Here is a 20,650-nt window from a genome sequence, read left to right on the forward strand (position 1 = left end):
CGTGGTCACCTGCTGTGGGAGGGCGGCCGCTCCTGGTACGCGGCGATCCCCTCGGCCGTCCTGGTCGCGTGGAACTCCGTGATCCGGTACGCGCACACGCCCCCGGTGCTGAACGGGTCGGCCGCCGCGATCTCCTCGATCCGCGCGCGGTCGACCCCGGCGGCCAGGATCACCCCGCCGTCCCGGGGGTTCTTCCGCCCCGACGCCAGGAACACGCCGGCGGCGTACTGCTCGTCGAGCCAGGCGATGTGGTCGTCGAACAGCGCGTCCACCCGCTCGACGGGCGCGGTGTAGGTCAATTCCAGTACGAACATGATCGCCAGGCTACCGCCCGCCCCCGGACGCCCCGCCGGGCCCGGGGCGGGCGTCCGGCCGGACGTAGGGTGACCGCATCATGAGGATCATCGGAATTCCGGCGGGCTGGCCCGCCGACGAGACCACCGCCCTCGCCGTCCAGCGGGAGCTGCGGGAGCGGCTGGTGCGGGACGAGACGGGGCCGGAGGCCGGCGAGGGCCACGTCACGGGACTCGACGTGGCCTACGACGACGAGCGGGACCTCGTCGCCGCGGCGGCCGTCGTGCTCGACGCCCGGACCCTGGAGGTGGTCGAGGAGGCGACGGCGGTCGGCCGGGTCTCCTTCCCGTACGTCCCCGGGCTCCTCGCCTTCCGGGAGATCCCGACCGTCCTCGCCGCGCTCGACGCCCTGACCGCCGACCCCGGCCTCCTGGTCTGCGACGGCTACGGCCTCGCCCACCCCCGGCGCTTCGGCCTCGCCTCCCACCTCGGCGTGCTCACCGGACACCCGTCCGTCGGCGTCGCCAAGAACCCCTTCGCCTTCACGTACGGAGAGCCCGGTCCCGCGCGCGGCGACTCCGCCCCGCTCCTCGCCGACGGCGAGGAGGTGGGCCGGGCCGTGCGCACCCGGACCGGGGTCAAACCGGTCTTCGTCTCCGTCGGCCACCGGGTCTCCCTCGCCCGCGCCTGTGCCCACACCCTCCACCTGACCCCGCGCTACCGCCTCCCCGAGACCACCCGCCGCGCCGACTCCCTGTGCCGCCGCGCCCTCGAGGAGGCACGGGGGACGTCCGGACCCCGCTGAGCACGGGGCACGCCCGGACCCCGCTGAGTACGGGTACGGACGCCGGCCCGTGAGTACGCGTACGGATGCCGGCCCGCGGTTCCGCCGGGCAGAGTGGGGCGCATGACACCTTCCCCCGCCGTCGCGCCGCGTTCCCCCGGGCCGGGACCGGCCCCGGTCCTCCCCGCCACCGGCCCCTCCGCGCCGGTCCGGAACCGCGCCGTGCCCCGCACCGCCCGGGGTACCGCGTGATCGGGCGGCTGCGGTGCGTCGTCCTCGACTGCCCCGACGCGACCGAACTGGCCTCCTTCTACCGGACGCTGATCGGCGGCGAGGCCGAGGACCCCGACCCCCGCTGGGCCGTGGGAGAAGGTTGCGTCGTCCTGCGCGGCGACTGCGGCCCGGTCCTCGCCTTCCAGGGCGTCGCCGACCACCGTCCGCCCGTCTGGGGCGCGCCCGAGCAGCAGTTCCACCTCGACGTGCGGGTGGACGACCTGGCCGCCGCCGACGAGGCCGTCCGCGCGCTCGGGGCCGTACCGCTCGACGACGGGGGCGGCGACCCGGCCCGGCGCGTCTACGCGGACCCGGCCGGCCACCCGTTCCGCCTCGTGCTCTGAGGCCCGCCCCGGCGCGAAGAAGCCCCGGACCAGGGGCCGGACGCTCCTTCCGGCGTACCGCCTAGCCCCGGTGCGCCACCCGGAAGCGGATGCCCGCCGCCCGGAGCCGGGCGGTGAGGGCGTCGCCCATCGCCACCGCCGTCGTCACCTGTCCGGCGGTCTCCGGCAGCGGGTCGAAGGCGAGGCAGAGGGCCGACTCGGCGAGCATCCTGGCCGTCTCGTCGTACCCCGGGTCGCCGCCCGAGACCTCCGTGAGGACCCGCCGGCCGCCGCCCTCGCCCACGAACCGCACGGAGAACCAGCTGCGGGCGCGGCGCTCGGCCGACGGGCCCGTACCGGCCCGGTGACGCCCCATCAGCCAGTCGCGTACCGGCGGGATCTGGGCCGCCGCCGCGCACGCCCCGACGGCGGCCGTGCCGCCGAGCGCCATCGGGAGCGTCTTCACGGAGGCGTAGTGCCGGTAGCGGAAGTCCGGGCCGTACCGCTCCAGGGCCGCCGCCGAACGCGCCACGACCTGCGGATCCAGCGTCGGCAGCGGCAGTGCCCAGGTGCCCGTCTCCCGGCTGAACCGGGGGCCGCCGAGCGGCGCGCGCGACCGCCGGCCCACCAGCCGGGGTTCGTGCAGACGCCGTTCGCGCGCGGCCCGCAGGACCTTCCGGCCCCGGCCGAGCGCGGTCAGCGCGGAGGCGAAGGTGCCGCCGGAGAAGGCGGCCCCGGCCCGTACGAAGCCGTCCACGCGCAGCGGCACGCCCTCCGGGAGCTGCGCCACGGTGAAGTGCACGCCCAGGTCGTGCGGGACGGAGTCGAAGCCGCAGGCGTGCACGATCCGGGCGCCGGTCTCCCGGGCGCGGGCGTCGTGCCGCACGTAGGTCAGGTCCACGAACTCGGCCTCGCCCGTCAGGTCCAGGTAGTCCGTGCCGGCCTCCGCGCAGGCGGCGACGAGCCCTTCGCCGTACCAGACGTAGGGGCCGACCGTCGTCGCCACGACCCTCGCGGAGGAGGCGAGTTCGCGCAGCGACTCCGGGTCGCCGGAGTCCGCGAGGACCAGGGGGAGGCCGGCGAGGTGCGGGCGCGCCGAGGCGAGCCGGTCCCGCAGGGCCTCCAGCCTGCCGAGGTCGCGCCCCGCGAGCGCCCAGCGGCACCCCTCGGGGGCGTGTTCGGCCAGGTACTCCGCCGTGAGCCCGCCCACGAATCCCGTGGCCCCGAAGAGCACCACGTCGTACGGCCTGGCCGTACGCCCGGACCCCGCCCCCCGCTCCGGCCCCGCCCTGCCGCCCGCTCCGGAACCGCCGCCCCGGTCCGCCCCGGCGCCCCGCCCCGTGCCCGCCCCTGTCGCCATCCAGCCCCTCGCTTCGGCCGTACCGCGCAGCCGTGCGCGGTTGTCGTCGGCGGAGGATAGCGGAAGCCTCCCGCCGGTCTTCCCCGCGCTCGCTCGGCCAGGGGGCTTGTGCGGAGTGGAACACGTTCCTAGCATCACTGGTGTTACATCATTGGTGTCACACACTTCTGGGGGCGCGATGCGCACGACGCACACCGACCGGCACGGCCCGCTCACCGGGGTGCGCGTGGTCGAGCTGGCCGGCATCGGGCCCGGTCCCTTCGCCGCGATGCTCCTCGCCGACCTCGGTGCGGACGTGGTCCGGATCGACCGCCCCGGCGGCAACGCCCTCGGCATCGACCCCGCCCGCGACCTGACCAACCGCAACAAGCGCTCGGTCCTGGTCGACCTCAAGGCCGGGGACGGCCCCGCGACCGTGCTCGACCTGGTGGCCCGCGCCGACGTCCTGATCGAGGGGTACCGGCCCGGCGTGACCGAGCGCCTCGGCATCGGTCCGGACGTCTGCCTCGCCCGCAACCCGCGCCTGGTCTACGGCCGGATGACCGGCTGGGGCCAGGACGGACCGCTGGCTCCGACCGCCGGGCACGACATCGGCTACATCGCGATCACCGGCGCGCTCGGCATGATCGGCCCGGACCCGGAAGGACCGCCGGTGATCCCCGCCAACCTGCTCGGCGACTACGCCGGCGGCTCCCTCTACCTCGTCATCGGCGTCCTCGCCGCGCTCCAGCACGCGCGCGCCCACGGCGAGGGCCAGGTCGTGGACGCCGCGATCGTGGACGGCACCGCCCACCTGACCACGATGATCCGGGGCATGCTGGCCGCCGGGAGCTGGCAGGACCGGCGCGGGACCAACCTGCTCGACGGCGGCTGCCCCTTCTACGGCGTCTACGAGACCTCCGACGGCGGCCACATGGCGGTCGGCGCCCTGGAGGAGCGGTTCTACGCCGAGTTCGTCCGCCTCCTCGGGATCGGGGAGGCCGCCGCCGGACGGTACGACTTCGCCCGCTGGCCCGAACTGCGCGACGCCGTCGCCAAGGCGTTCCTCGGCCGGACCCGCCGGGAGTGGACGGACGTCTTCGACGGCTCCGACGCCTGCGTGGCCCCCGTCCTCTCCCTGGGCGAGGCCCCGTCCCACCCGCACCTGGCCGCCCGCGCGACCTTCACCGAACACGGCGGGCTGACCCAGCCCGCCCCCGCACCCCGTTTCTCCGTCACCCCCGGCACCCTGCGCAAGGGCCCCGCCCTGCCCGGTGCCGACACCGCCGAGGTCGCCCGCGACTGGGCCGTACCCTCCCTGCACACCCAGGAGACTTCCGCATGAAGCGTCGGATCTACACCGAGGACCACGAAGCCTTCCGGGCGGTCGTGCGCACCTTCCTGGAGAAGGAGGTGCTGCCCCACTACGAGCAGTGGGAGAAGGACGGCATCGTCTCCCGCGAGGCGTGGCTCGCCGCCGGACGGCAGGGCCTGCTCGGCATCGCCGTCGACGAGGAGTACGGCGGCGGCGGCAACCCCGACTTCCGCTACGCCGCCGTCCTGGCCGAGGAGTTCACCCGGGCCGGCACCCCCGGCCTCGCCCTCGGCCTGCACAACGACATCATCGGCCCCTACCTCACCTCCCTCGCCACCGACGAGCAGAAGCGGCGCTGGCTGCCCGGCTTCTGCTCCGGCGAGACCATCACCGCCATCGCCATGACCGAGCCGGGGGCGGGCTCCGACCTCCAGGGCATCCGCACCACCGCCGAGGACCGCGGCGACCACTGGATCCTCAACGGTTCCAAGACCTTCATCTCCAACGGCATCCTGGCCGACCTCGTGGTCGTCGTCGCCCGCACCACCCCCGAGGGCGGCGCCCACGGCCTCTCCCTCCTCGTCGTCGAGCGCGGGGCGGAGGGCTTCGAGCGCGGCCGGAACCTCGACAAGATCGGCCAGAAGTCGCAGGACACCGCCGAGCTGTTCTTCCACGACGTCCGCGTCCCCAAGGAGAACCTGCTCGGCGAGCTCAACGGCGCCTTCATCCACCTGATGACCAACCTCGCCCAGGAGCGGATGGCCATCGCGGTCGCCGGCATCGCCGCCGCCGAGCACCTCCTGGAGATCACCACCACGTACGTCAAGGAGCGCCAGGCGTTCGGCCGCCCGCTCTCCCGGCTCCAGCACATCCGCTTCGAGATCGCGGAGATGGCCACCGAGTGCGCCGTCACCCGCTCCTTCCTCGACCGGTGCATCGAGGAGCACGCCGCCGGCACCCTCGACGCCGTGCACGCCTCGATGGCCAAGTGGTGGGCGACCGAACTCCAGAAGAAGGTCGCCGACCGCTGTCTGCAGCTGCACGGCGGGTACGGCTACATGAACGAGTTCCCGGTCGCCAGGGCCTACACCGACGGCCGCATCCAGACCATCTACGGCGGCACCACCGAGATCATGAAGGAGATCATCGGCCGTTCCCTGCTCGGCTGACCTCCTCCTCCCGTCCTCCCGCTCCTCTTCACCACCCTCATCGCGAAAGGCTTCCCGTGAGCACCGAAGCGTACGTGTACGACGCGATCCGCACCCCGCGCGGTCGTGGCAAGGCCGGCGGCTCCCTGCACGGCACCAAGCCGATCGACCTGGTCGTCGGCCTGATCCGGGAGATCCAGAGCCGCAACCCCGGCCTCGACCCGGCCGCCATCGACGACATCGTCCTCGGCGTCGTCGGCCCGGTCGGCGACCAGGGCTCCGACATCGCCCGCATCTCCGCCCTCGCCGCCGGTCTCCCCGACACCGTCGCGGGCGTCCAGGAGAACCGCTTCTGCGCCTCGGGCCTCGAAGCGGTCAACATGGCCGCCATGAAGGTCCGCTCCGGCTGGGAGGACCTCGTCCTGGCCGGCGGCGTCGAGTCCATGTCCCGCGTGCCGATGGGCTCCGACGGCGGCGCCTGGTTCGCCGACCCGATGACCAACCTGGAGACGAACTTCGTCCCCCAGGGCATCGGCGCCGACCTCATCGCCACCATCGAGGGCTTCTCGCGGCGCGACGTGGACGAGTACGCGGCCCTCTCGCAGGAGCGCGCAGCCGAGGCGTGGAAGGACGGCCGGTTCGCCCGCTCCGTCGTCCCCGTCAAGGACCGCGCGGGCCTCACGGTCCTCGACCACGACGAGTTCCTGCGCCCCGGCACCACCGCCGACTCCCTCGCGAAGCTCAAGCCGTCCTTCGCGGACATGGGCGAGCTGGGCGGGTTCGACGCGGTGGCGCTGCAGAAGTACCACTGGATCGAGGAGATCGACCACGTCCACCACGCGGGCAACTCCTCCGGCATCGTGGACGGCGCCGCCCTCGTCGCCGTCGGCTCCCGGGAGGTCGGCGAGCGGTACGGCCTGACGCCCCGCGCCCGGATCGTCTCCGTGGCCGTCTCCGGCTCCGAGCCGACCATCATGCTCACCGGCCCGGCCCCGGCCGCCCGCAAGGCCCTGGCCAAGGCCGGTCTGACCATGGACGACATCGACCTCGTCGAGATCAACGAGGCGTTCGCGGCCGTCGTCCTGCGCTTCGCCAAGGACATGGGCATCTCGCTGGACAAGGTCAACGTCAACGGCGGCGCCATCGCGCTCGGCCACCCGCTCGGCGCCACCGGCGCGATGATCCTGGGCACCCTCGTCGACGAGCTGGAGCGCCGGGGCGAGCGCTACGGCATGGCCACCCTCTGCGTGGGCGGCGGCATGGGCATCGCCACCGTCGTCGAACGCGTCTGACCGTCCCGTCCGAACCCCTTCTTACGGAGAAGCATCAGCATGAGCGAGAGCACCACCATCCGCTGGGAGCAGGACGAGACCGGGATCGTCACCCTCGTCCTCGACGACCCGAACCAGTCCGCCAACACCATGAACCAGGCGTTCCGGGCCTCGATCGCCGCGATCGCCGACCGGGTGGAGGCCGAGAAGGACTCCATCCGGGGCATCATCTACACCTCCGCGAAGAAGACCTTCTTCGCGGGCGGCGACCTCAAGGACATGATCCAGGCGGGCCCCGAGCACGCCCGGGACATCTTCGAGGGCGCCCTGGAGATGAAGAAGGCGCTGCGCCGCATCGAGACCCTCGGCAAGCCGGTCGTGGCCGCGATCAACGGCGCCGCGCTCGGCGGCGGCTACGAGATCGCCCTCGCCTCCCACCACCGGATCGCCCTCGACGTCTCCGGTTCCAAGATCGGCCTGCCCGAGGTCACCCTCGGTCTGCTGCCGGGCGGCGGCGGCGTCACCCGCACCGTCCGCCTCATGGGCATCACCGACGCCCTCCTCAAGGTGCTGCTCCAGGGCACCCAGTACAACCCCAAGCGGGCTCTGGACAACGGACTGGTGCACGAGCTGGCCGCCACCCCCGAGGAGATGTTCGCGAAGGCGGTCGCCTTCATCGACACCCACCCCGAGTCGCACCAGCCCTGGGACGTGCCCGGCCACAAGATCCCCGGCGGCACCCCCTCGCACCCGAAGTTCGCCGCCAACCTGCCGGCCTTCCCGGCCAACCTGCGCAAGCAGCTCAACGGCGCCCCCTACCCGGCGCCGGCCGCCATCATGGCCGCCGCCGTCGAGGGCTCCCAGGTCGACTTCGAGACCGCCTCGGTCATCGAGTCCCGCTACTTCACCGAGCTGGTCACCGGCCAGACGGCGAAGAACATGATCCAGGCGTTCTTCTTCGACCTCCAGGCCGTCAACTCCGGCGCCAGCCGCCCCAAGGGGATCGAGCCCCGCACGGTCCGCAAGGTCGCCGTCCTCGGCGCCGGCATGATGGGCGCCGGCATCGCCTACTCCTGCGCCCGCGCCGGCATCGAGGTCGTCCTCAAGGACGTCTCCGCCGAGTCCGCCGCCAAGGGCAGGGCGTACTCCGAGAAGCTGTGCGCCAAGGCCGTCTCGCGCGGCCGCACCACCCAGGAGAAGGCCGACGCCCTCCTCGCCCGCATCACCCCCACCGCCGAGGCCGCCGACCTCGCGGGCTGCGACGCGGTCGTCGAGGCCGTCTTCGAGGACACCGCCCTCAAGCACAAGGTGTTCCAGGAGATCCAGTCCGTCGTGGAGCCCGACGCGCTGCTCTGCTCCAACACCTCCACCCTGCCCATCACCGTCCTCGCCGAGGGCGTCGAGCGCCAGGCCGACTTCATCGGCCTGCACTTCTTCTCGCCCGTCGACAAGATGCCGCTCGTGGAGATCATCAAGGGCGAGCGGACCAGCGACGAGGCCCTGGCCCGCGCCTTCGACCTGGTCCGGCAGATCAACAAGACGCCGATCGTCGTCAACGACTCGCGCGGCTTCTTCACCTCGCGGGTGATCGGCCAGTTCCTCAACGAGGGCGTCGCCATGGTCGGCGAGGGCATCGAGCCCGCCTCGATCGAACAGGCCGCCGCGCAGGCGGGCTACCCGGCCAAGATCCTCTCCCTGATGGACGAGCTGACCCTGACCCTGCCGCGCAAGATCCGCAACGAGACCAAGCGGGCGATCGAGGAGGCGGGCGGCGTCTGGGCCACCCACCCGGGCGAGGCCGTGATCGACCGCATGGTCGACGAGTTCGGGCGCCCCGGCCGCAGCGGCGGCGCCGGCTTCTACGAGTACGACGAGAACGGCAAGCGCGGCAAGCTCTGGACCGGCCTGCGCGAGCACTTCACCAAGCCGGGGTACGAGATCCCCTTCCGCGACATGCAGGAGCGGATGCTGTTCTCCGAGGCCATCGACACCGTCCGCCTCCTGGAGGAGGGCGTCCTGACCTCGGTCGCCGACGCCAACATCGGCTCCATCATGGGCATCGGCTTCCCGGCCTGGACCGGCGGCATCCTGCAGTACATCAACGGCTACGACGGCGGCGCCGGGGGAGGGGTCGGGGTCGCCGGCTTCGTCGCCCGCGCCCGGGAGCTGGCGGAGACGTACGGCGAGCGCTTCGCCCCGCCCGCCCTCCTGGTGGAGAAGGCCGAGCGGGGCGAGGTCTTCACCGACGCCTGACCGGGCACGGCTCCCCGGCCGGTCGGGGGCCCCTGACCGGCCGGGGCCCCCGGCAGGTCGGGCTTCCCGCCCGGCCGGGGCTTCCCGCCCGGTCAGGGGCTCCGGAACGCCGTCCTCAGCTCCTCGCTCAGCGAGCGCTGGAAGGCCGTGACGAGGGCCTGGATCACCATCGGCTGCATGTGGGCCGAGAGCGACCTCATCGCCGTCAGGTGGTCCGGGTCCTCACCGCTCTCCCGGTACGGATCCCACACCTGCTCCTGGAAGAGCCGGGCGAGTTCCTGGGCGGCGGCCCGCGCGTGCTCCAGGAGCACGGCCCGGGAGGCCAGGATCGTCTCGTGCTCGATGGGCACGTCCAGCATCTCCACGCCGAGCCGCAGCAGCGAGCCGTCGAGCCGGTACGTGTCGGCGTCGTCGGTCCGGTCGAGCACCCCCATCGCGGCGAACCGGTCGATGTCCCGTTCGGTCAGCGCCCGCCCGGTCCGCCGCTCCAGGTCGCGCCGGGTGATGGTCTCGGCGGACTCGGGCGCCCACGAGGCCACCAGGGCCCGGTGGATCGCGAGGTCCCGCGCGCTGAGGTCGGGCGGCAGCTGCTCCAGGTAGCGCTCGATGGCGGCGAGCGTCATGCCCTGCCGCTGGAGCTCCTCGATGAGGGCGAGCCGGGAGAGGTGCTCCGGCCCGTAGTGTCCGACCCGGCGGGCCCCGATGACGGGCGGCGGAAGGAGCCCCCGGGTCCCGTAGAACCGCACGGTCCGCACCGTCACCCCGGCCCGCGCGGCCAGCTCGTCGACGGTGTAGCTCGGTCCGCGCTCCCCGTCACTCCGGACGTCCATTCGAGCCGCCTCGTTTCCCCAGCCGTCGGCCCGCGTGTCCGGACCGCTTGAACAGTATTGCTGTCTCACCAGCCGTGTAAAAGTCCTGCTCCTCCGTCGGCGCCCGTCCGTGGCGTGATCGTCATGAACGCGGGGGCGAACGGCGTCGCGTACGTCCGGCGCCCGGCGGGCCGGGGGATACCGGTCACGGCGTACGACTTCGGCGCGTAAGGGACGCGGCCCCGGGGCGCGACGGGGACTGTCGGCGGCGGGGGCTAGAGTCGGCCGCTGTCGAGGCGGGGACCGGGAAGCGGGGGAATCGGATGTACGCGGAACTCAGGGAGACGGCGAGCGAGTTGGCCGCGATCCTGTGGCGGGAGCACACCGTCTACCGGGAGCGGGGCGGCGGGGTGGTGATCCGGGGCGAGCACGTCCGCCGCTGGATCAGCCTGGCGCCGACCGGGGGCAAGGACCGGGCGCTGCTGCGGGCCGGGCGGATCCTGGACGGGGGCACGACCGCCCCGGCGCGCACGGAGGTGGTCGTCGACCTGACGGCCGGGACGGCGGAGCTGGCGGCGGTCTGCCGCGGTCTGCTCGCCGACGTCGCGGCGGCCGCCGAACCGGCGCCGGGGCGCGGGGGAAGGGCCGGGAGACGGGAGAAGCCGGGGCGGGGGACCCGTGCCCCCCGCTCCGGCCGCCGTTCCCGCGGGGAGCGGCACACCGGCGCCGGCTCCCTCTTCGTCATGCTCTGCGTCGCCGCGGTGTTCGGCGCCTGGCTCTACGGCCTCTTCGGGGGACGCGGCCACTGAGCCGCGCCCCCGGGGCGGTCAGAAGCCCGTGACCGGGTAGTGGTCGGACAGGTTCGTGTACGTGGAGCGGGTGCCCCAGCTGGTGACCGTCCACGGCGCGCTCTGCTCCAGGACCACGTGGTTGGTCCACCCGGCGGGCCGGGCGTTCCCGGCGCGGAAGAGGACGTGGTCGAGGTCCTCGCGCGGGTCGTCCGGGTAGCGCTCGGAGGCGATCGAGTTCAGCTCGGTGTCGAAGGAGTAGGGGTGGCCGGTGCGGGCGTCGGCCCCCACCAGGCCCGCGTCGGCGAGCATCGTGCCGTACTCGGGGGTGCGGGTGTCGACGTTCATGTCACCGGCGACGACCACCTGCTCGTCGGCCGGAATGTTCCTGGCGTCGAGGAAGGCGTCGAGCGCCTTGAACTGGCGGCTGCGCACCTGCGCCGCCTCGCCCGCCGAGCAGCCCGGGTCGGTGGACTGCGCGTGGGTGCCCACGACGTGCACCCGGCTGCCGTTCACGTCCAGGACGGTGTAGGCGAAGCCCTTGTTCGAGTACCAGTCGGAGCCGCAGGCGTCCTTGTAGACGTACTGCTCCTTGCGGACGATCGGCCACTTGCTGAGGATCGTCACACCGCCGTCCTCGGGCGTGGTCGCGGAGTAGGACCCGCCGGTGGCGTCCCACCCGCTCCTGCTCCTGCCCACGACCGGGGTCTGGTACGGGTACTGCGCGGCGGCGTTCGCCTTGAGGGCGTCCGAGGCGGAGTTGTCGAACGCCTCCTGGAGGACCACGACGTCCTGCCCCTGGAAGAAGGGGGCGGCGGGGATGGCCTTCGCCCGGTGGTCCTGCCCCCAGTTCGGGTAGAGGGTCTTCGAGAAGAGAAACGTGTTGTACGTGAGCACCTTCAGCCGGGGGGTCCCGGCGGCGGGGGCGGCGGACGCGGCCGGGGCGGTGGACGCCAGGGTGGCGGCGGCGAGCGCGAGACCGAGGGCGGCGCCGGAGGCGCGGCGGGACACGGCGAACGGCACGTGAACTCCCGTGGGGGCGTGGGGGATTGGGCTGGCGCGGCACATACAATCAGCTGTGGTTACCTTCCGGTAGCCTCTAGGTGCCGGGAATCTGTCCGCGCTCGCACGAGCGTGCCAACTCTCCTCCCGGTGTCGTATTTACACCCATTTGAACCAGGTAGAATGCGCGCATGACCCTCGCGAACGCACAGATCTTCAAGATGGACCTCGGTCCGCTCAACCCCGTCTGGGCCGAGCTCATCCTCGGCCTGGTGCTGTTCGGTATCACCTTCCTCATCCTCGCGAAGGGCGTCCTGCCGAAGGTCAAGCGCACGCTCGACGAGCGGGAGGACGCCATCGACGGCGGCACCGGGCGCGCCGACGACCTGCGCGCCGAGGCCGCGCGGATCCGCGAGCAGTACGAGTCCGAGCTCGCCGAGGCCCGCCACGAGGCCGCCCGCATCCGCTCCAAGGCCGTCGAGGAGGGCTCGGCCGCCATCGCCGCCGCCCGCGCCGAGGGCTCCGCCGAGCGCGACGCCCTCCTCGCCGCCGGTGCCGCGAAGATCGCCGAGGAGCGCGCCGCCGCCGAGCGCGAGCTCAACGCGGACGTCGACGCCTGGGCGCACGCCCTCGCCGCCCGCATCGTCGGCGAGCCGGTCGGCGCCGACCGCGTCTGACCCCGTACGCACCCGGAAGGGGCCGTCGCCCGCGCGACGGCCCCTTCGTCATGGGTGGTGCACCCTGGAGACGGGGAGCGCGGCACGCCCCGGCCGGTACGCGCCGCGAGAACACGAGGCCCGGCCCGGCCGGGAGCACGGGCCCCGGGCCCGGCCCGGAGACCGCGAGGAGAAGAACCGTGGAACGCGCGAAGCCCGCCGATCCCGCGCCGCCGCCCGTCGGCGGGGTGCTGTGGAGCGTCGCCGGGGACGTCCGGGGGCTCCTCATGCTGCCCGCCGCCCTCGCCCTGCAGGTCGCCCGCCCCGCGATCGGCGCCGGCGTCGACGAGCACTCCGTCTTCCGCACCGACCCCTGGGGCCGCGCCGAACGCTCCCTGCGCTCGGCCCAGCTCTGGGTCTACGGCGGCGAGGAGGCCGCGCGCGAGGGCCGCCGGCTCCGGGAGCTGCACCGCGCGATCCGGGGCACCGACACCCGCGGACGCCGCTACCACGCCCTCACCCCCGCCCACTACTCCTGGGTGCACGCCACCGGCTTCCCCGTCTACCGGCACGGCCTGCGCCTGCTCGCCCGCCCCCTCACCGAGGCCCAGGAGCGGCAGCTGTACGCCGAGTGGCTCCAGGTCGGCCGCGTCCTCGGCATCCACGACCGGGACATGCCGCAGACCGTCGAGGAGTTCTGGCCGTACTACCGGAAGGTCCTCGCCGAGGAGCTGGAGGCCACCGTCGTCGTACGGGAACTCCTCGACCCCGACCTGCCCGTCCCCGCGCCCGACCGGGGACCGCTGCCGCTCCGGCTCGTCCTCCGTCCCCTCTGGCCCGTCCTGCGCCGCCCCGTCCTGCGCCTGCGCGCCTTCCTCACCGTGGGCCTGATGCCGCCGGACGCCCGCGAGGCCCTCGGCCTGGAGTGGACGGACGGCCAGGAGCGCGCCCTGCGCCGGCTCGGGCGGACCCTCCGGGCCGTGGTCCCCGTCCTGCCCGAACGGCTGCGCTACCTGCCCCTGGCCCGGAAGGCGCGGAGGGCCGCCCGCCGCGCGAAGCGCTGACGGACGGCCCCCGGGACCCACCGCGCGGCTCAGTGCCCGCCGCGACCCCCGCGCTCGTGGTCGTGGACCGTGTTCGTCGCCGCGATCTTCTTCCACGACTTCGGCCGCACCGGCTCCGGAGCGGCCCCCCGCGCGGCGGGCGCCGGGACGGACAGCCCGGCCGCGGCCGCCGCCGGAGCGGCCGGCTTCGACGGCTGGTACAGCCAGGTGTCGAACAATTCGGCCAGCGGCTTGCCGGAGACCCGCTCCGCGTACCGCACGAAGTCGGCCACCCGCGCGTTGCCGTACGCGAACTGCTGCGGCCAGCCCTTCAGGACCGCGAAGAAGTCCTCGTCGCCGATCTCGTTGCGCAGCGCCTGGAGCGCCAGCGCGCCCCGGTCGTAGACGGCGCCGTGGAACTGGTTCTCCGGGCCCGGGTCGCCCGGCTTCACCGTCCAGAACGGGTCGTCGGCACCCCGCAGCGCGTACACGTAGTCGGCCAGCTCCTGCGCCGTGCCCTCGCCCTCCTTCTCCGACCACAGCCACTGGCCGTAACGGGCGAAGCCCTCGTTGATCCAGATGTCCTTCCAGTCCCGCACGGAGACGCTGTCGCCGTACCACTGGTGCGCCAGCTCGTGGACGACCACCGACACGTTCGCGCCGTTGGCGAACTGCCGGGGGCTGTAGAACGGCCGGGTCTGCGTCTCCAGGGCGAAACCGCTGGTCACGTTCGGCACGTAACCGCCGAGGGCGTTGAAGGGGTACGGCCCGAAGACCGACTCCAGCCACTCCGCCACCTCGGTCGTGCGCTCGATCGAGGCGCGCGCCGAACCGGCGTTGGCGCCCAGGTCCTTGCTGTACGCGTTGAGGACCGGCAGCCCGTTCGCCGTGCGGTCCGTCGTGATGTCGAACTTCCCGACGGCGAGCGTGGCCAGATAGGTCGCCTGCGGCTTGTCGGAGCGCCAGTTGAAGCGGGTCCAGCCCAGCGCCGTGGACTGCGACTGCAGCACGCCGTTGCTGATGGCCTGGTGACCGGCCGGCACCGAGACCGAGACGTCGAAGGTGGCCTTGTCCAGCGGGTGGTCGTTGGACGGGAACCACCAGGCGGCCGAGTCCGGCTCCTGCGCGGCGACGGCGCCGTCCGGGGTGCGGGCCCAGGCCGACCAGCCGTCGACCTTGAACTCGGAGGGCTTGCCCGCGTAGCGGACGACGACCGAGATCTCCTTGTTCTTCTCCAGCGGGACGGCGGGGGTGACCTCCAGCTCGTGGTCGCCCGAAGCGGTGAACTTCGCGACGCGGCCGTTCACCCGCACCTCGCTGACCTTCAGGCCGAGGTCGAGGTTGAACCGGGAGAGGTTCTGCCGGGTGGTCGCGAGTATCGTCGCGGTCCCTTCGAGCAGGTCCGTCGCCGGCTGGTACCTCAGGCGCAGGTCGTAGTGCGAGACGTCGTAACCGCCGTTGCCGCTGGTGGGGTAGTAGGAGTCGCCGATGCCCGGGGCGCCGGGGACGTAGTCGGCCGCCGATGCCGGGATCGCCAGCAGGAAGGAGGCGGCGAGGGCGCTCGGAACGATGATTCTGCGGTGCACGGATGCTCCCCAAGTCATAAGAAACGTAAGACGCGCGGGTGGTCGTCGGTCCTTGCCGAGGACACTATTCAGCGTTCCGACGCCCCGTCACGTCCAGAGGGCCCCTGTCACACGATCGCCATTCGGCCGACACGAACCCCTCCTCCCCGGGGGCACCCCGCACCCCTCCCTCCCCGGGGCCACCCCGAACCTCCCCACCTCCCGGGGCACCCCCGATTCCCTCCGGCACCCTTTCGCGCGGGTGCCGGCCGGGGTACCTTCCGCCCCATGCCGATGCGAGAGCGGACCGTTCGCGGAGCCCGACCGCCGTACCGGACCGCCCCGGCGGCGCCCCCGCCGGACGCCGCGGCCGTCCGGAGCGGGGGCCATCCGACGGGGAGCCCCGGCGCGCACCCAAGTCCGCGGCGCGCACGCGAGGAGGGAGCGGCCCGGTGAACACCCGTACCGCGCGCCGGGGTTCACGGCGCGCCCTCGCCCTGGTGGCGGGCGCGGCCGTCCTCGCCCTGCCGCTCGTCGCCGTCCCCGCCGGAACGGCCGGCGGCGCCCTCGGGCGGCAGGCGCCGCGCACCGGGTTCGAGACCGCCGGGGGCGCCCGGTGGACCACCGGGGCCGAGGAGCGGGACTTCCTCGCGGCCGTCGACCGGGCGAGCGACCGGGTGTCGCTGCGCGAGATCGGTACCACCGCGCAGGGCCGCCCCCTCCGGCTCGTCACCCTCGGCGCCGCCCGGGGCGGTACGACCGTGCTCCTCGTCTGCAGCCAGCACGGCGACGAGCCCGCCGGCCGCGAGGCGTGTCTGAGCACGGTGCGCGACCTCGCGTTCGCCCGGGACCGGGAGACCCTGCGCTTCCTCGACCGCACCACCCTCCTGGTCGTCCCGACCGCGAACCCCGACGGCCGGGAGGCCGGCACCCGGGGCAACGCCGCCGGGATCGACGTCAACCGCGACCACCTCGCCCTGCGGACCGCCGAGGCGCGGGCGATCGCCGCCGTCCTCCGCGACCGGCGCCCCCACCTCGTTCACGACCTGCACGAGTACGACGCCACCCCCCGGTACTACGAGAAGGACCTGCTCGCCCTCTGGCCCCGCACCCTCGACGCCGACCCGCACGTCCGCGACGAGTCCCGGACCCTCTTCGAGTCCTACGCCGGACCCGCCGCCCGGCTCGCCGGCCACAGCACCGGCGTCTACGGCATCTGGACCGACCCCCTCACCGGCGAACCGGTCCGGCAGGTCGCGGGCGACGGCCAGGAGCGGATCCTGCGCAACACGGCCGGCGTCAAACACGCGGCCGGCCTGCTGGTGGAGACCCGGACCGACGCGCTCGACCCGGCCGAACGGGACGACCCCGCCCGCAACCACCGGCGCCGGGTCGCCACCCAGCACGCCGCCCTCAAGGGGGTGTTCGCCTACCTGGACGAGCGGCGCGACCGGCTGACGGCGGCCACCGCCCGTGCCCGGCTCGCCGGCCTCGCCGACCGGGGCCCGGTCTTCCTCGGCGGCGCCGACAACGACCCCCCGGAGCCCGGCGAGGTCCTCGCCGACCCGCCGTGCGGCTACCGCCTGGACGCCGCCCAGTACGCCGGGACGGGCGACGAACTCGCCCTGCACGGGGTCGTCGTGCGACGGGAGGGCGCGGGGGCGTTCGTCCCGCTGCGGCAGTCGCAGCGCGCGCTCGTCCCGCTGCTGCTGGACGGACGGGCCGCGCACCACCTCGTCGCCGGGAAACCCGTGGAGACGTGCTGACGGCCCCGTGGACGCGCGACGCCCCGCGCGGACAGCGGCGTCCGCCCGGGCGGGGCGACCGGCCGGCGCCGCCCCGGCTCCGGACGCGGGCTTCCGGCCCGGGGCCGGAGCGGCCCGTCCGCCCCCCGGACCCCCGCCGCGTCCCGCCGCCCCCGCTCCGCACCGCACCGCCGGACGACCGGGCGGGTGACCGCCGGCCCGGCCGGCGGCTCCCTCACGCGGCGGCCAGGTCCGCCGCCCGTTCCGCGCACCCCCAGGCCACCGTCACCCCCGCGCCCCCGTGCCCGTAGTGGTGCACCAGCCGTCCCCCGCCCGGCAGCGCCACCGCCTCCAGCCGCACGCCGCCCGCCCGCGCGGGACGCAGCCCCACCCGGTGCCCCAGGACCCGCGCCCCCGCGATCTCCGGCCGCACCCGCGCGCACCGCGCCACGATCGCCTCCGCCGTCGCCGGATCGGGCACGAGCCCCTCGTCGTCCTCCTCGGCCGTCCCGCCGAGCACCAGGCGCCCCGGCTGCGGGAAGAAGTACACGGTCTCGCGCGCCCCGGAGTCCGCCGAGACGAACCACTCCTCGATCCCCGGGTTCTCCACCAGGACCAGCTGCCCCCGCACCGGACGCAGCCCGGCGTCCGGGACGAGCTCCCGCGCCGCCGTGCCCGCGCAGTTCACGACCGTCCGGGCCCGCGCCGCCGCCTCCCCGAAACCGGTGACCGTCCGCCGCTCGAACACCCCGCCCGCCGCCTCGAACCGGGCCCGCAACCAGGACAGATGGACCGGCATGTCGATCAGCGGCAGCCGGGCCGCGAGCCCCGCCCCGTACGGCTCCGGCACCTCCTCCGGAGCCGTACGCCGCAGCCCCGGCACCTCCCTCGCCCAGGGTCCGAGCCGCTCCGGGTCCACGCCCGCGTGGACCCCCGGCACCCACCGCACCCCCGTCCGTTCCGGGTCGGCGGCCAGCTCCCCGTACACCCGCAGCGAGGCGAGCGCCCAGGGCCCCGCCTCCGCCTCCGGCCCGATCCGGTAGGGCCACCACAGGGCGCCCGCCACCGCCGAGGTCGTCGCCGTCACGTCGTCCCGCGACCAGACCCGCACCCGCAGGCCGCGTTCCGCCAGGACCGTCGCCGTCGTCAGGCCGACGATCCCGCCCCCCACCACGATCACGTCGTTCTCCATGGGCGGGACCGTACCGGTACCGGGACATTTCCGGGACGGACCGGCCATGGAACGAGGCCGTCCGCGGCGAAATACTCGTGACATGCCGTCCGCGTACACCAGCCTCGACCTCACCCCCGCAACCCTTCACGGCCCCGCCGACCTCCTGGTCGACGGCAGACCGCTGCTCCACCGGCTCGACGGGGCCGACGGCGCGGACACGGTCTCCCCCCTCGCGGCGGACCTCCCGCCCGTCCTCCGCGCCGAGCACGTCCGCCGCCTCCTGGACGCGGGCGGCCGCGGCCTCCCGGGCGGGCGGTACGTGTTCCACTCCTGTCCCGCGTGCGACGAGCCCGGCTGCGGAGCCGTCACGGCCGTCGTGGAACGCGACGGCGACGACGTCGTCTGGCGCGACTTCGCCTGGTGGACCGGCCCCGCGCCGGACCTCGCCCGCGACGGCTACCCCGGCACCGGCCCGTACCGCTTCCCCGCGGCCGCCCACCGGTCCGTGCTCCTCCGGCTCCTCGCCGCCGCCCCCGCCCCCGGCTCCGCGCCGGCGCCGGTCCCGGCGGGCGCCGCCGCCGGCCGGCCGGGAACGGACCGGGCACCGGCCGGGCGCTGACCGGCGCGGGCCCCGGGACCCGCCCCCCTCGGCGGGTCCCTCCGTCGCCTAGGATGCGTCCCCTGATGACTGCAACCCTCGTCGCCAAGGACCTCGCCGCCGGCCACGGCGAACGCACCCTCTTCGCCGGGCTCGACCTGGTCGTCGCCCCCGGCGACGTCATCGGCCTCGTCGGCGTCAACGGCGCCGGGAAGTCGACCCTGCTGCGGCTGCTCGCCGGGCTCGACGCCCCGGAGGAGGGCGAGCTGCGGCTCTCCCCGCCCACCGCCTCCGTCGGCCACCTCCCGCAGGAGCCGGAGCGGCGCGCGGGGGAGACCGTGCGGGAGTTCCTCGCCCGGCGCACCGGCGTCACCGCCGCCCAGGCCGCGATGGACGGGGCCACCCAGGGCCTCGTGGACGGCACCCCCGGCGCCGACGACGCGTACGCCGTCGCCCTGGAGCGCTGGCTCGGCCTCGGCGGCGCCGACCTCGACGAGCGCGCCGAGGAGGTCGTCGCCTCCCTCGGCCTCACCGTCGGCCTCGACCGGCCGATGACCTCCCTCTCCGGGGGCCAGGCCGCCCGCGCCGGACTGGCCTCCCTCCTCCTCTCCCGCTACGACGTCTTCCTCCTGGACGAGCCCACCAACGACCTGGACCTCGACGGCCTGGAGCGCCTGGAGTCCTTCGTGAAGGGGCTGCGGGCCGGTACGGTCGTCGTCAGCCACGACCGCGAGTTCCTCGCCCGCACCGTCACCAAGGTCCTCGAACTCGACCTCGCCCAGCAGCGGATCACGCTCTACGGCGGCGGCTACGAGGCGTACCTGGAGGAACGGGACACCGCCCGGCGCCACGCGCGCGAGGAGTTCGAGGAGTACGCCGGGAAGAAGGCGGCCCTGGAGGCGCGCGGCCACATGCAGCGGTCCTGGATGGACAAGGGCGTCAGGAACGCCCGCCGCAAGGCCACGGACGGCGACAAGCTCGGCCGCAACGCCCGCAGCGAGGCCAGCGAGAAGCAGGCCGCGAAGGCCCGGCAGACCCAGCGCATGATCGAACGGCTCGACACCGTCGACGAACCCCGCAAGGAGTGGGAGCTGCGGATGGAGATCGCCGCCGCCCCGCGCTCCGGCTCGGTCGTCGCGACCCTGCGCGAGGCCGCGGCGCGACGCGGCGACTTCTCCTTCGGGCCCGTCACCCTCCAGATCGACTGGGCCGACCGGGTCGCCGTCACCGGCGCCAACGGCGCCGGGAAGTCGACCCTGCTCGCCGCCCTCCTCGGCCGCCTCCCGCTGGACTCCGGTGACGCGGCGCTCGGTTCCGGAGTCGTCGTCGGCGAGGTCGACCAGGCCCGCAGGCTCTTCCACGGCGACGAGACCCTCCTGGACGCGTTCTGCGCGGCCGTGCCCGACACCGAGCCCGCCGAGGTCCGCACCCTGCTCGCCAAGTTCGGCCTGAAGGCCGTCCACGTGCTGCGGCCCGCCGGCTCCCTCTCGCCGGGGGAGCGGACCCGGGCCGCGCTCGCCCTCCTCCAGGGCCGGGGCGTGAACCTGCTCGTCCTGGACGAGCCGACCAACCACCTGGACCTGGCGGCGATCGAGCAGCTGGAGTCCGCCCTCGACTCGTACACCGGCACGCTGCTGCTCGTCACCCACGACCGGCGCATGCTCGACGCCGTCCGCACCACCCGCCGCGTCGAGGTCGCGAACGGCAGGGTCACCGAACTCTGAGACACCCCCCGGCCCGGGCCGCCCGTCTTGCACGGGCGCGACCCGGGCCGTGAACTGTACGCACGACGGCTCTCCGCGGGGCGCGGCCGGCCCCGTCCCCGCGGACGGCACTCTTCAGGAGGCACCACATGACCGACGACGGCATCACCCGGCTCCTCGCGATGCTGGACGACCCCGACGCGGACGTCGACGCGACGATCGGCCTCGCCGACGAGATCGTGGCGACGGGCGGTCCTGAGCTGCTGCCGCGCCTGGAGGCCGAACTCGGCCGGGCGGTCGAGGAGCGCGACGGGTACGCCCGCGAGCTGCTCGGCGGCGTCGTCGCGGGCGTCGGCGGCACCGGCAGCCTCCCGGTCCTGGTGCGGGCCTCCGCCGTCGACCTCGGCGACGACCAGGACGGCCTGGCCGCCGAGATCGTCGACCTGGTCCAGGCGGACCCGAAGAAGGCCGAGGGCCTCCTCCGGCCCCTGACGGACGACGACGACCTCGCCGTGGCCCACCGCGCCGACTGGGCCCTGCGCTTCCTGCCGTAACGCCGCCCATACG

The 20,650-nt window shown here is 74.5% G+C and carries 19 protein-coding genes; 13 read left to right on the plus strand and 6 right to left on the minus strand.

What is annotated here, in order from left to right; translation table 11 throughout:
- Positions 1–5: 5 nt before the first annotated feature.
- Positions 6–314, minus strand: coding sequence for a YciI family protein (locus tag ACFYZY_RS22800; RefSeq protein WP_388697073.1), 309 nt, complete (start codon positions 312–314; stop codon positions 6–8).
- A gap of 80 nt (positions 315–394) precedes the next feature.
- Between ACFYZY_RS22800 and ACFYZY_RS22805 the strand changes: the two genes are divergently transcribed.
- Together ACFYZY_RS22805 and ACFYZY_RS22810 are read left to right on the plus strand one after the other, a co-directional pair.
- Positions 395–1,099 (plus strand): endonuclease V, encoded by a 705-nt coding sequence (locus tag ACFYZY_RS22805; RefSeq protein WP_388697076.1) that lies wholly within the window; start codon positions 395–397, stop codon positions 1,097–1,099.
- A 227-nt stretch (positions 1,100–1,326) separates the two neighbouring features.
- The gene (locus tag ACFYZY_RS22810; protein ID WP_388697078.1) at positions 1,327–1,695 is read left to right on the plus strand and encodes a VOC family protein; all 369 of its coding nucleotides are present in this window, start codon (positions 1,327–1,329) and stop codon (positions 1,693–1,695) included.
- 61 nt (positions 1,696–1,756) lie between these two features.
- On the opposite strand, the gene ACFYZY_RS22815 is transcribed toward ACFYZY_RS22810, so the two are convergent.
- On the minus strand, positions 1,757–3,034 hold the full coding sequence (locus ACFYZY_RS22815; protein ID WP_388697081.1) for a saccharopine dehydrogenase family protein: 1,278 nt from the start codon (positions 3,032–3,034) through the stop codon (positions 1,757–1,759).
- 178 nt (positions 3,035–3,212) lie between these two features.
- Between ACFYZY_RS22815 and ACFYZY_RS22820 the strand changes: the two genes are divergently transcribed.
- Genes ACFYZY_RS22820 through ACFYZY_RS22835 form a run of 4 tightly spaced genes read left to right on the plus strand, consistent with a single transcriptional unit; the run spans position 3,213 to position 9,000 of the window.
- Entirely contained in the window at positions 3,213–4,358 is a 1,146-nt protein-coding gene (locus tag ACFYZY_RS22820) for a CaiB/BaiF CoA transferase family protein (RefSeq protein WP_388697083.1), read from the plus strand.
- Positions 4,355–5,497 carry an acyl-CoA dehydrogenase family protein gene (locus ACFYZY_RS22825; RefSeq protein ID WP_388697086.1) on the plus strand — a complete coding sequence of 381 codons (1,143 nt, stop codon included), beginning with the start codon at positions 4,355–4,357 and terminating at the stop codon, positions 5,495–5,497. The genes ACFYZY_RS22820 and ACFYZY_RS22825 overlap by 4 nt, the downstream gene beginning before the upstream one ends.
- A 56-nt stretch (positions 5,498–5,553) precedes the next feature.
- Complete coding sequence (locus ACFYZY_RS22830) at positions 5,554–6,768, plus strand: acetyl-CoA C-acetyltransferase (RefSeq protein WP_388697088.1); 1,215 nt, start codon at positions 5,554–5,556, stop codon at positions 6,766–6,768.
- Between the two features lie 39 nt (positions 6,769–6,807).
- Complete coding sequence (locus ACFYZY_RS22835) at positions 6,808–9,000, plus strand: 3-hydroxyacyl-CoA dehydrogenase NAD-binding domain-containing protein (protein ID WP_388697090.1); 2,193 nt, start codon at positions 6,808–6,810, stop codon at positions 8,998–9,000.
- Between the two features lie 92 nt (positions 9,001–9,092).
- Here ACFYZY_RS22835 and ACFYZY_RS22840 read toward each other — a convergent pair whose 3' ends face one another.
- Entirely contained in the window at positions 9,093–9,830 is a 738-nt protein-coding gene (locus ACFYZY_RS22840; protein ID WP_388697093.1) for a MerR family transcriptional regulator, read from the minus strand.
- A gap of 302 nt (positions 9,831–10,132) precedes the next feature.
- Here ACFYZY_RS22840 and ACFYZY_RS22845 point away from each other — a divergent pair, with 302 nt between their 5' ends.
- The gene (locus ACFYZY_RS22845) at positions 10,133–10,618 is read left to right on the plus strand and encodes a hypothetical protein (protein WP_388697096.1); all 486 of its coding nucleotides are present in this window, start codon (positions 10,133–10,135) and stop codon (positions 10,616–10,618) included.
- An 18-nt stretch (positions 10,619–10,636) separates the two neighbouring features.
- Here the strand turns inward: ACFYZY_RS22845 and sph are convergent, their stop codons facing one another.
- Positions 10,637–11,665 (minus strand): sphingomyelin phosphodiesterase, encoded by a 1,029-nt coding sequence (gene sph / locus ACFYZY_RS22850; protein WP_388697098.1) that lies wholly within the window; start codon positions 11,663–11,665, stop codon positions 10,637–10,639.
- Positions 11,666–11,790: 125 nt separating this feature from the next.
- Between sph and ACFYZY_RS22855 the strand changes: the two genes are divergently transcribed.
- Both ACFYZY_RS22855 and ACFYZY_RS22860 read left to right on the plus strand, forming a co-directional pair.
- The gene (locus ACFYZY_RS22855) at positions 11,791–12,276 is read left to right on the plus strand and encodes a hypothetical protein (protein WP_388697100.1); all 486 of its coding nucleotides are present in this window, start codon (positions 11,791–11,793) and stop codon (positions 12,274–12,276) included.
- 179 nt (positions 12,277–12,455) lie between these two features.
- Entirely contained in the window at positions 12,456–13,319 is an 864-nt protein-coding gene (locus ACFYZY_RS22860; protein WP_388697103.1) for an oxygenase MpaB family protein, read from the plus strand.
- Positions 13,320–13,348: 29 nt separating this feature from the next.
- On the opposite strand, the gene ACFYZY_RS22865 is transcribed toward ACFYZY_RS22860, so the two are convergent.
- Positions 13,349–14,884: a M1 family metallopeptidase gene (locus tag ACFYZY_RS22865; protein ID WP_388697105.1), complete on the minus strand. Its 1,536-nt coding sequence runs from the start codon at positions 14,882–14,884 to the stop codon at positions 13,349–13,351.
- Positions 14,885–15,315: 431 nt separating this feature from the next.
- Between ACFYZY_RS22865 and ACFYZY_RS22870 the strand changes: the two genes are divergently transcribed.
- Entirely contained in the window at positions 15,316–16,629 is a 1,314-nt protein-coding gene (locus tag ACFYZY_RS22870; protein ID WP_388697107.1) for a M14 family metallocarboxypeptidase, read from the plus strand.
- A gap of 214 nt (positions 16,630–16,843) precedes the next feature.
- Here the strand turns inward: ACFYZY_RS22870 and ACFYZY_RS22875 are convergent, their stop codons facing one another.
- Entirely contained in the window at positions 16,844–17,800 is a 957-nt protein-coding gene (locus ACFYZY_RS22875; RefSeq protein WP_388697110.1) for an NAD(P)/FAD-dependent oxidoreductase, read from the minus strand.
- An 82-nt stretch (positions 17,801–17,882) separates the two neighbouring features.
- On the opposite strand from ACFYZY_RS22875, the gene ACFYZY_RS22880 reads away from it, so the two are divergent.
- The 3 genes from ACFYZY_RS22880 (at position 17,883) to ACFYZY_RS22890 (ending at position 20,637) form a co-directional block, all read left to right on the plus strand.
- Entirely contained in the window at positions 17,883–18,401 is a 519-nt protein-coding gene (locus tag ACFYZY_RS22880; RefSeq protein WP_388697111.1) for a hypothetical protein, read from the plus strand.
- Positions 18,402–18,466: 65 nt separating this feature from the next.
- Positions 18,467–20,104 (plus strand): ABC-F family ATP-binding cassette domain-containing protein, encoded by a 1,638-nt coding sequence (locus ACFYZY_RS22885; protein ID WP_388697112.1) that lies wholly within the window; start codon positions 18,467–18,469, stop codon positions 20,102–20,104.
- 128 nt (positions 20,105–20,232) lie between these two features.
- Complete coding sequence (locus ACFYZY_RS22890; RefSeq protein WP_388697115.1) at positions 20,233–20,637, plus strand: hypothetical protein; 405 nt, start codon at positions 20,233–20,235, stop codon at positions 20,635–20,637.
- The last annotated feature ends 13 nt before the right edge of the window (positions 20,638–20,650 follow it).

Source organism: Streptomyces sp. NPDC001744, from assembly GCF_042892575.1.
GTDB lineage: Bacteria > Actinomycetota > Actinomycetes > Streptomycetales > Streptomycetaceae > Streptomyces.

Bases quoted from the DNA above. Each gene is read 5' to 3' on its own strand.
- ACFYZY_RS22800 (WP_388697073.1), bottom strand. From the start codon at position 314: ATGTTCGTACTGGAATTGACCTACACCGCGCCCGTCGAGCGGGTGGAC.
- ACFYZY_RS22805 (WP_388697076.1), top strand. From the start codon at position 395: ATGAGGATCATCGGAATTCCGGCGGGCTGGCCCGCCGACGAGACCACC.
- ACFYZY_RS22815 (WP_388697081.1), bottom strand. From the start codon at position 3,034: ATGGCGACAGGGGCGGGCACGGGGCGGGGCGCCGGGGCGGACCGGGGC.
- ACFYZY_RS22820 (WP_388697083.1), top strand. From the start codon at position 3,213: ATGCGCACGACGCACACCGACCGGCACGGCCCGCTCACCGGGGTGCGC.
- ACFYZY_RS22825 (WP_388697086.1), top strand. From the start codon at position 4,355: ATGAAGCGTCGGATCTACACCGAGGACCACGAAGCCTTCCGGGCGGTC.
- ACFYZY_RS22835 (WP_388697090.1), top strand. From the start codon at position 6,808: ATGAGCGAGAGCACCACCATCCGCTGGGAGCAGGACGAGACCGGGATC.
- ACFYZY_RS22840 (WP_388697093.1), bottom strand. From the start codon at position 9,830: ATGGACGTCCGGAGTGACGGGGAGCGCGGACCGAGCTACACCGTCGAC.
- ACFYZY_RS22845 (WP_388697096.1), top strand. From the start codon at position 10,133: ATGTACGCGGAACTCAGGGAGACGGCGAGCGAGTTGGCCGCGATCCTG.
- sph (WP_388697098.1), bottom strand. From the start codon at position 11,665: ATGTGCCGCGCCAGCCCAATCCCCCACGCCCCCACGGGAGTTCACGTG.
- ACFYZY_RS22855 (WP_388697100.1), top strand. From the start codon at position 11,791: ATGACCCTCGCGAACGCACAGATCTTCAAGATGGACCTCGGTCCGCTC.
- ACFYZY_RS22875 (WP_388697110.1), bottom strand. From the start codon at position 17,800: ATGGAGAACGACGTGATCGTGGTGGGGGGCGGGATCGTCGGCCTGACG.
- ACFYZY_RS22880 (WP_388697111.1), top strand. From the start codon at position 17,883: ATGCCGTCCGCGTACACCAGCCTCGACCTCACCCCCGCAACCCTTCAC.
- ACFYZY_RS22885 (WP_388697112.1), top strand. From the start codon at position 18,467: ATGACTGCAACCCTCGTCGCCAAGGACCTCGCCGCCGGCCACGGCGAA.
- ACFYZY_RS22890 (WP_388697115.1), top strand. From the start codon at position 20,233: ATGACCGACGACGGCATCACCCGGCTCCTCGCGATGCTGGACGACCCC.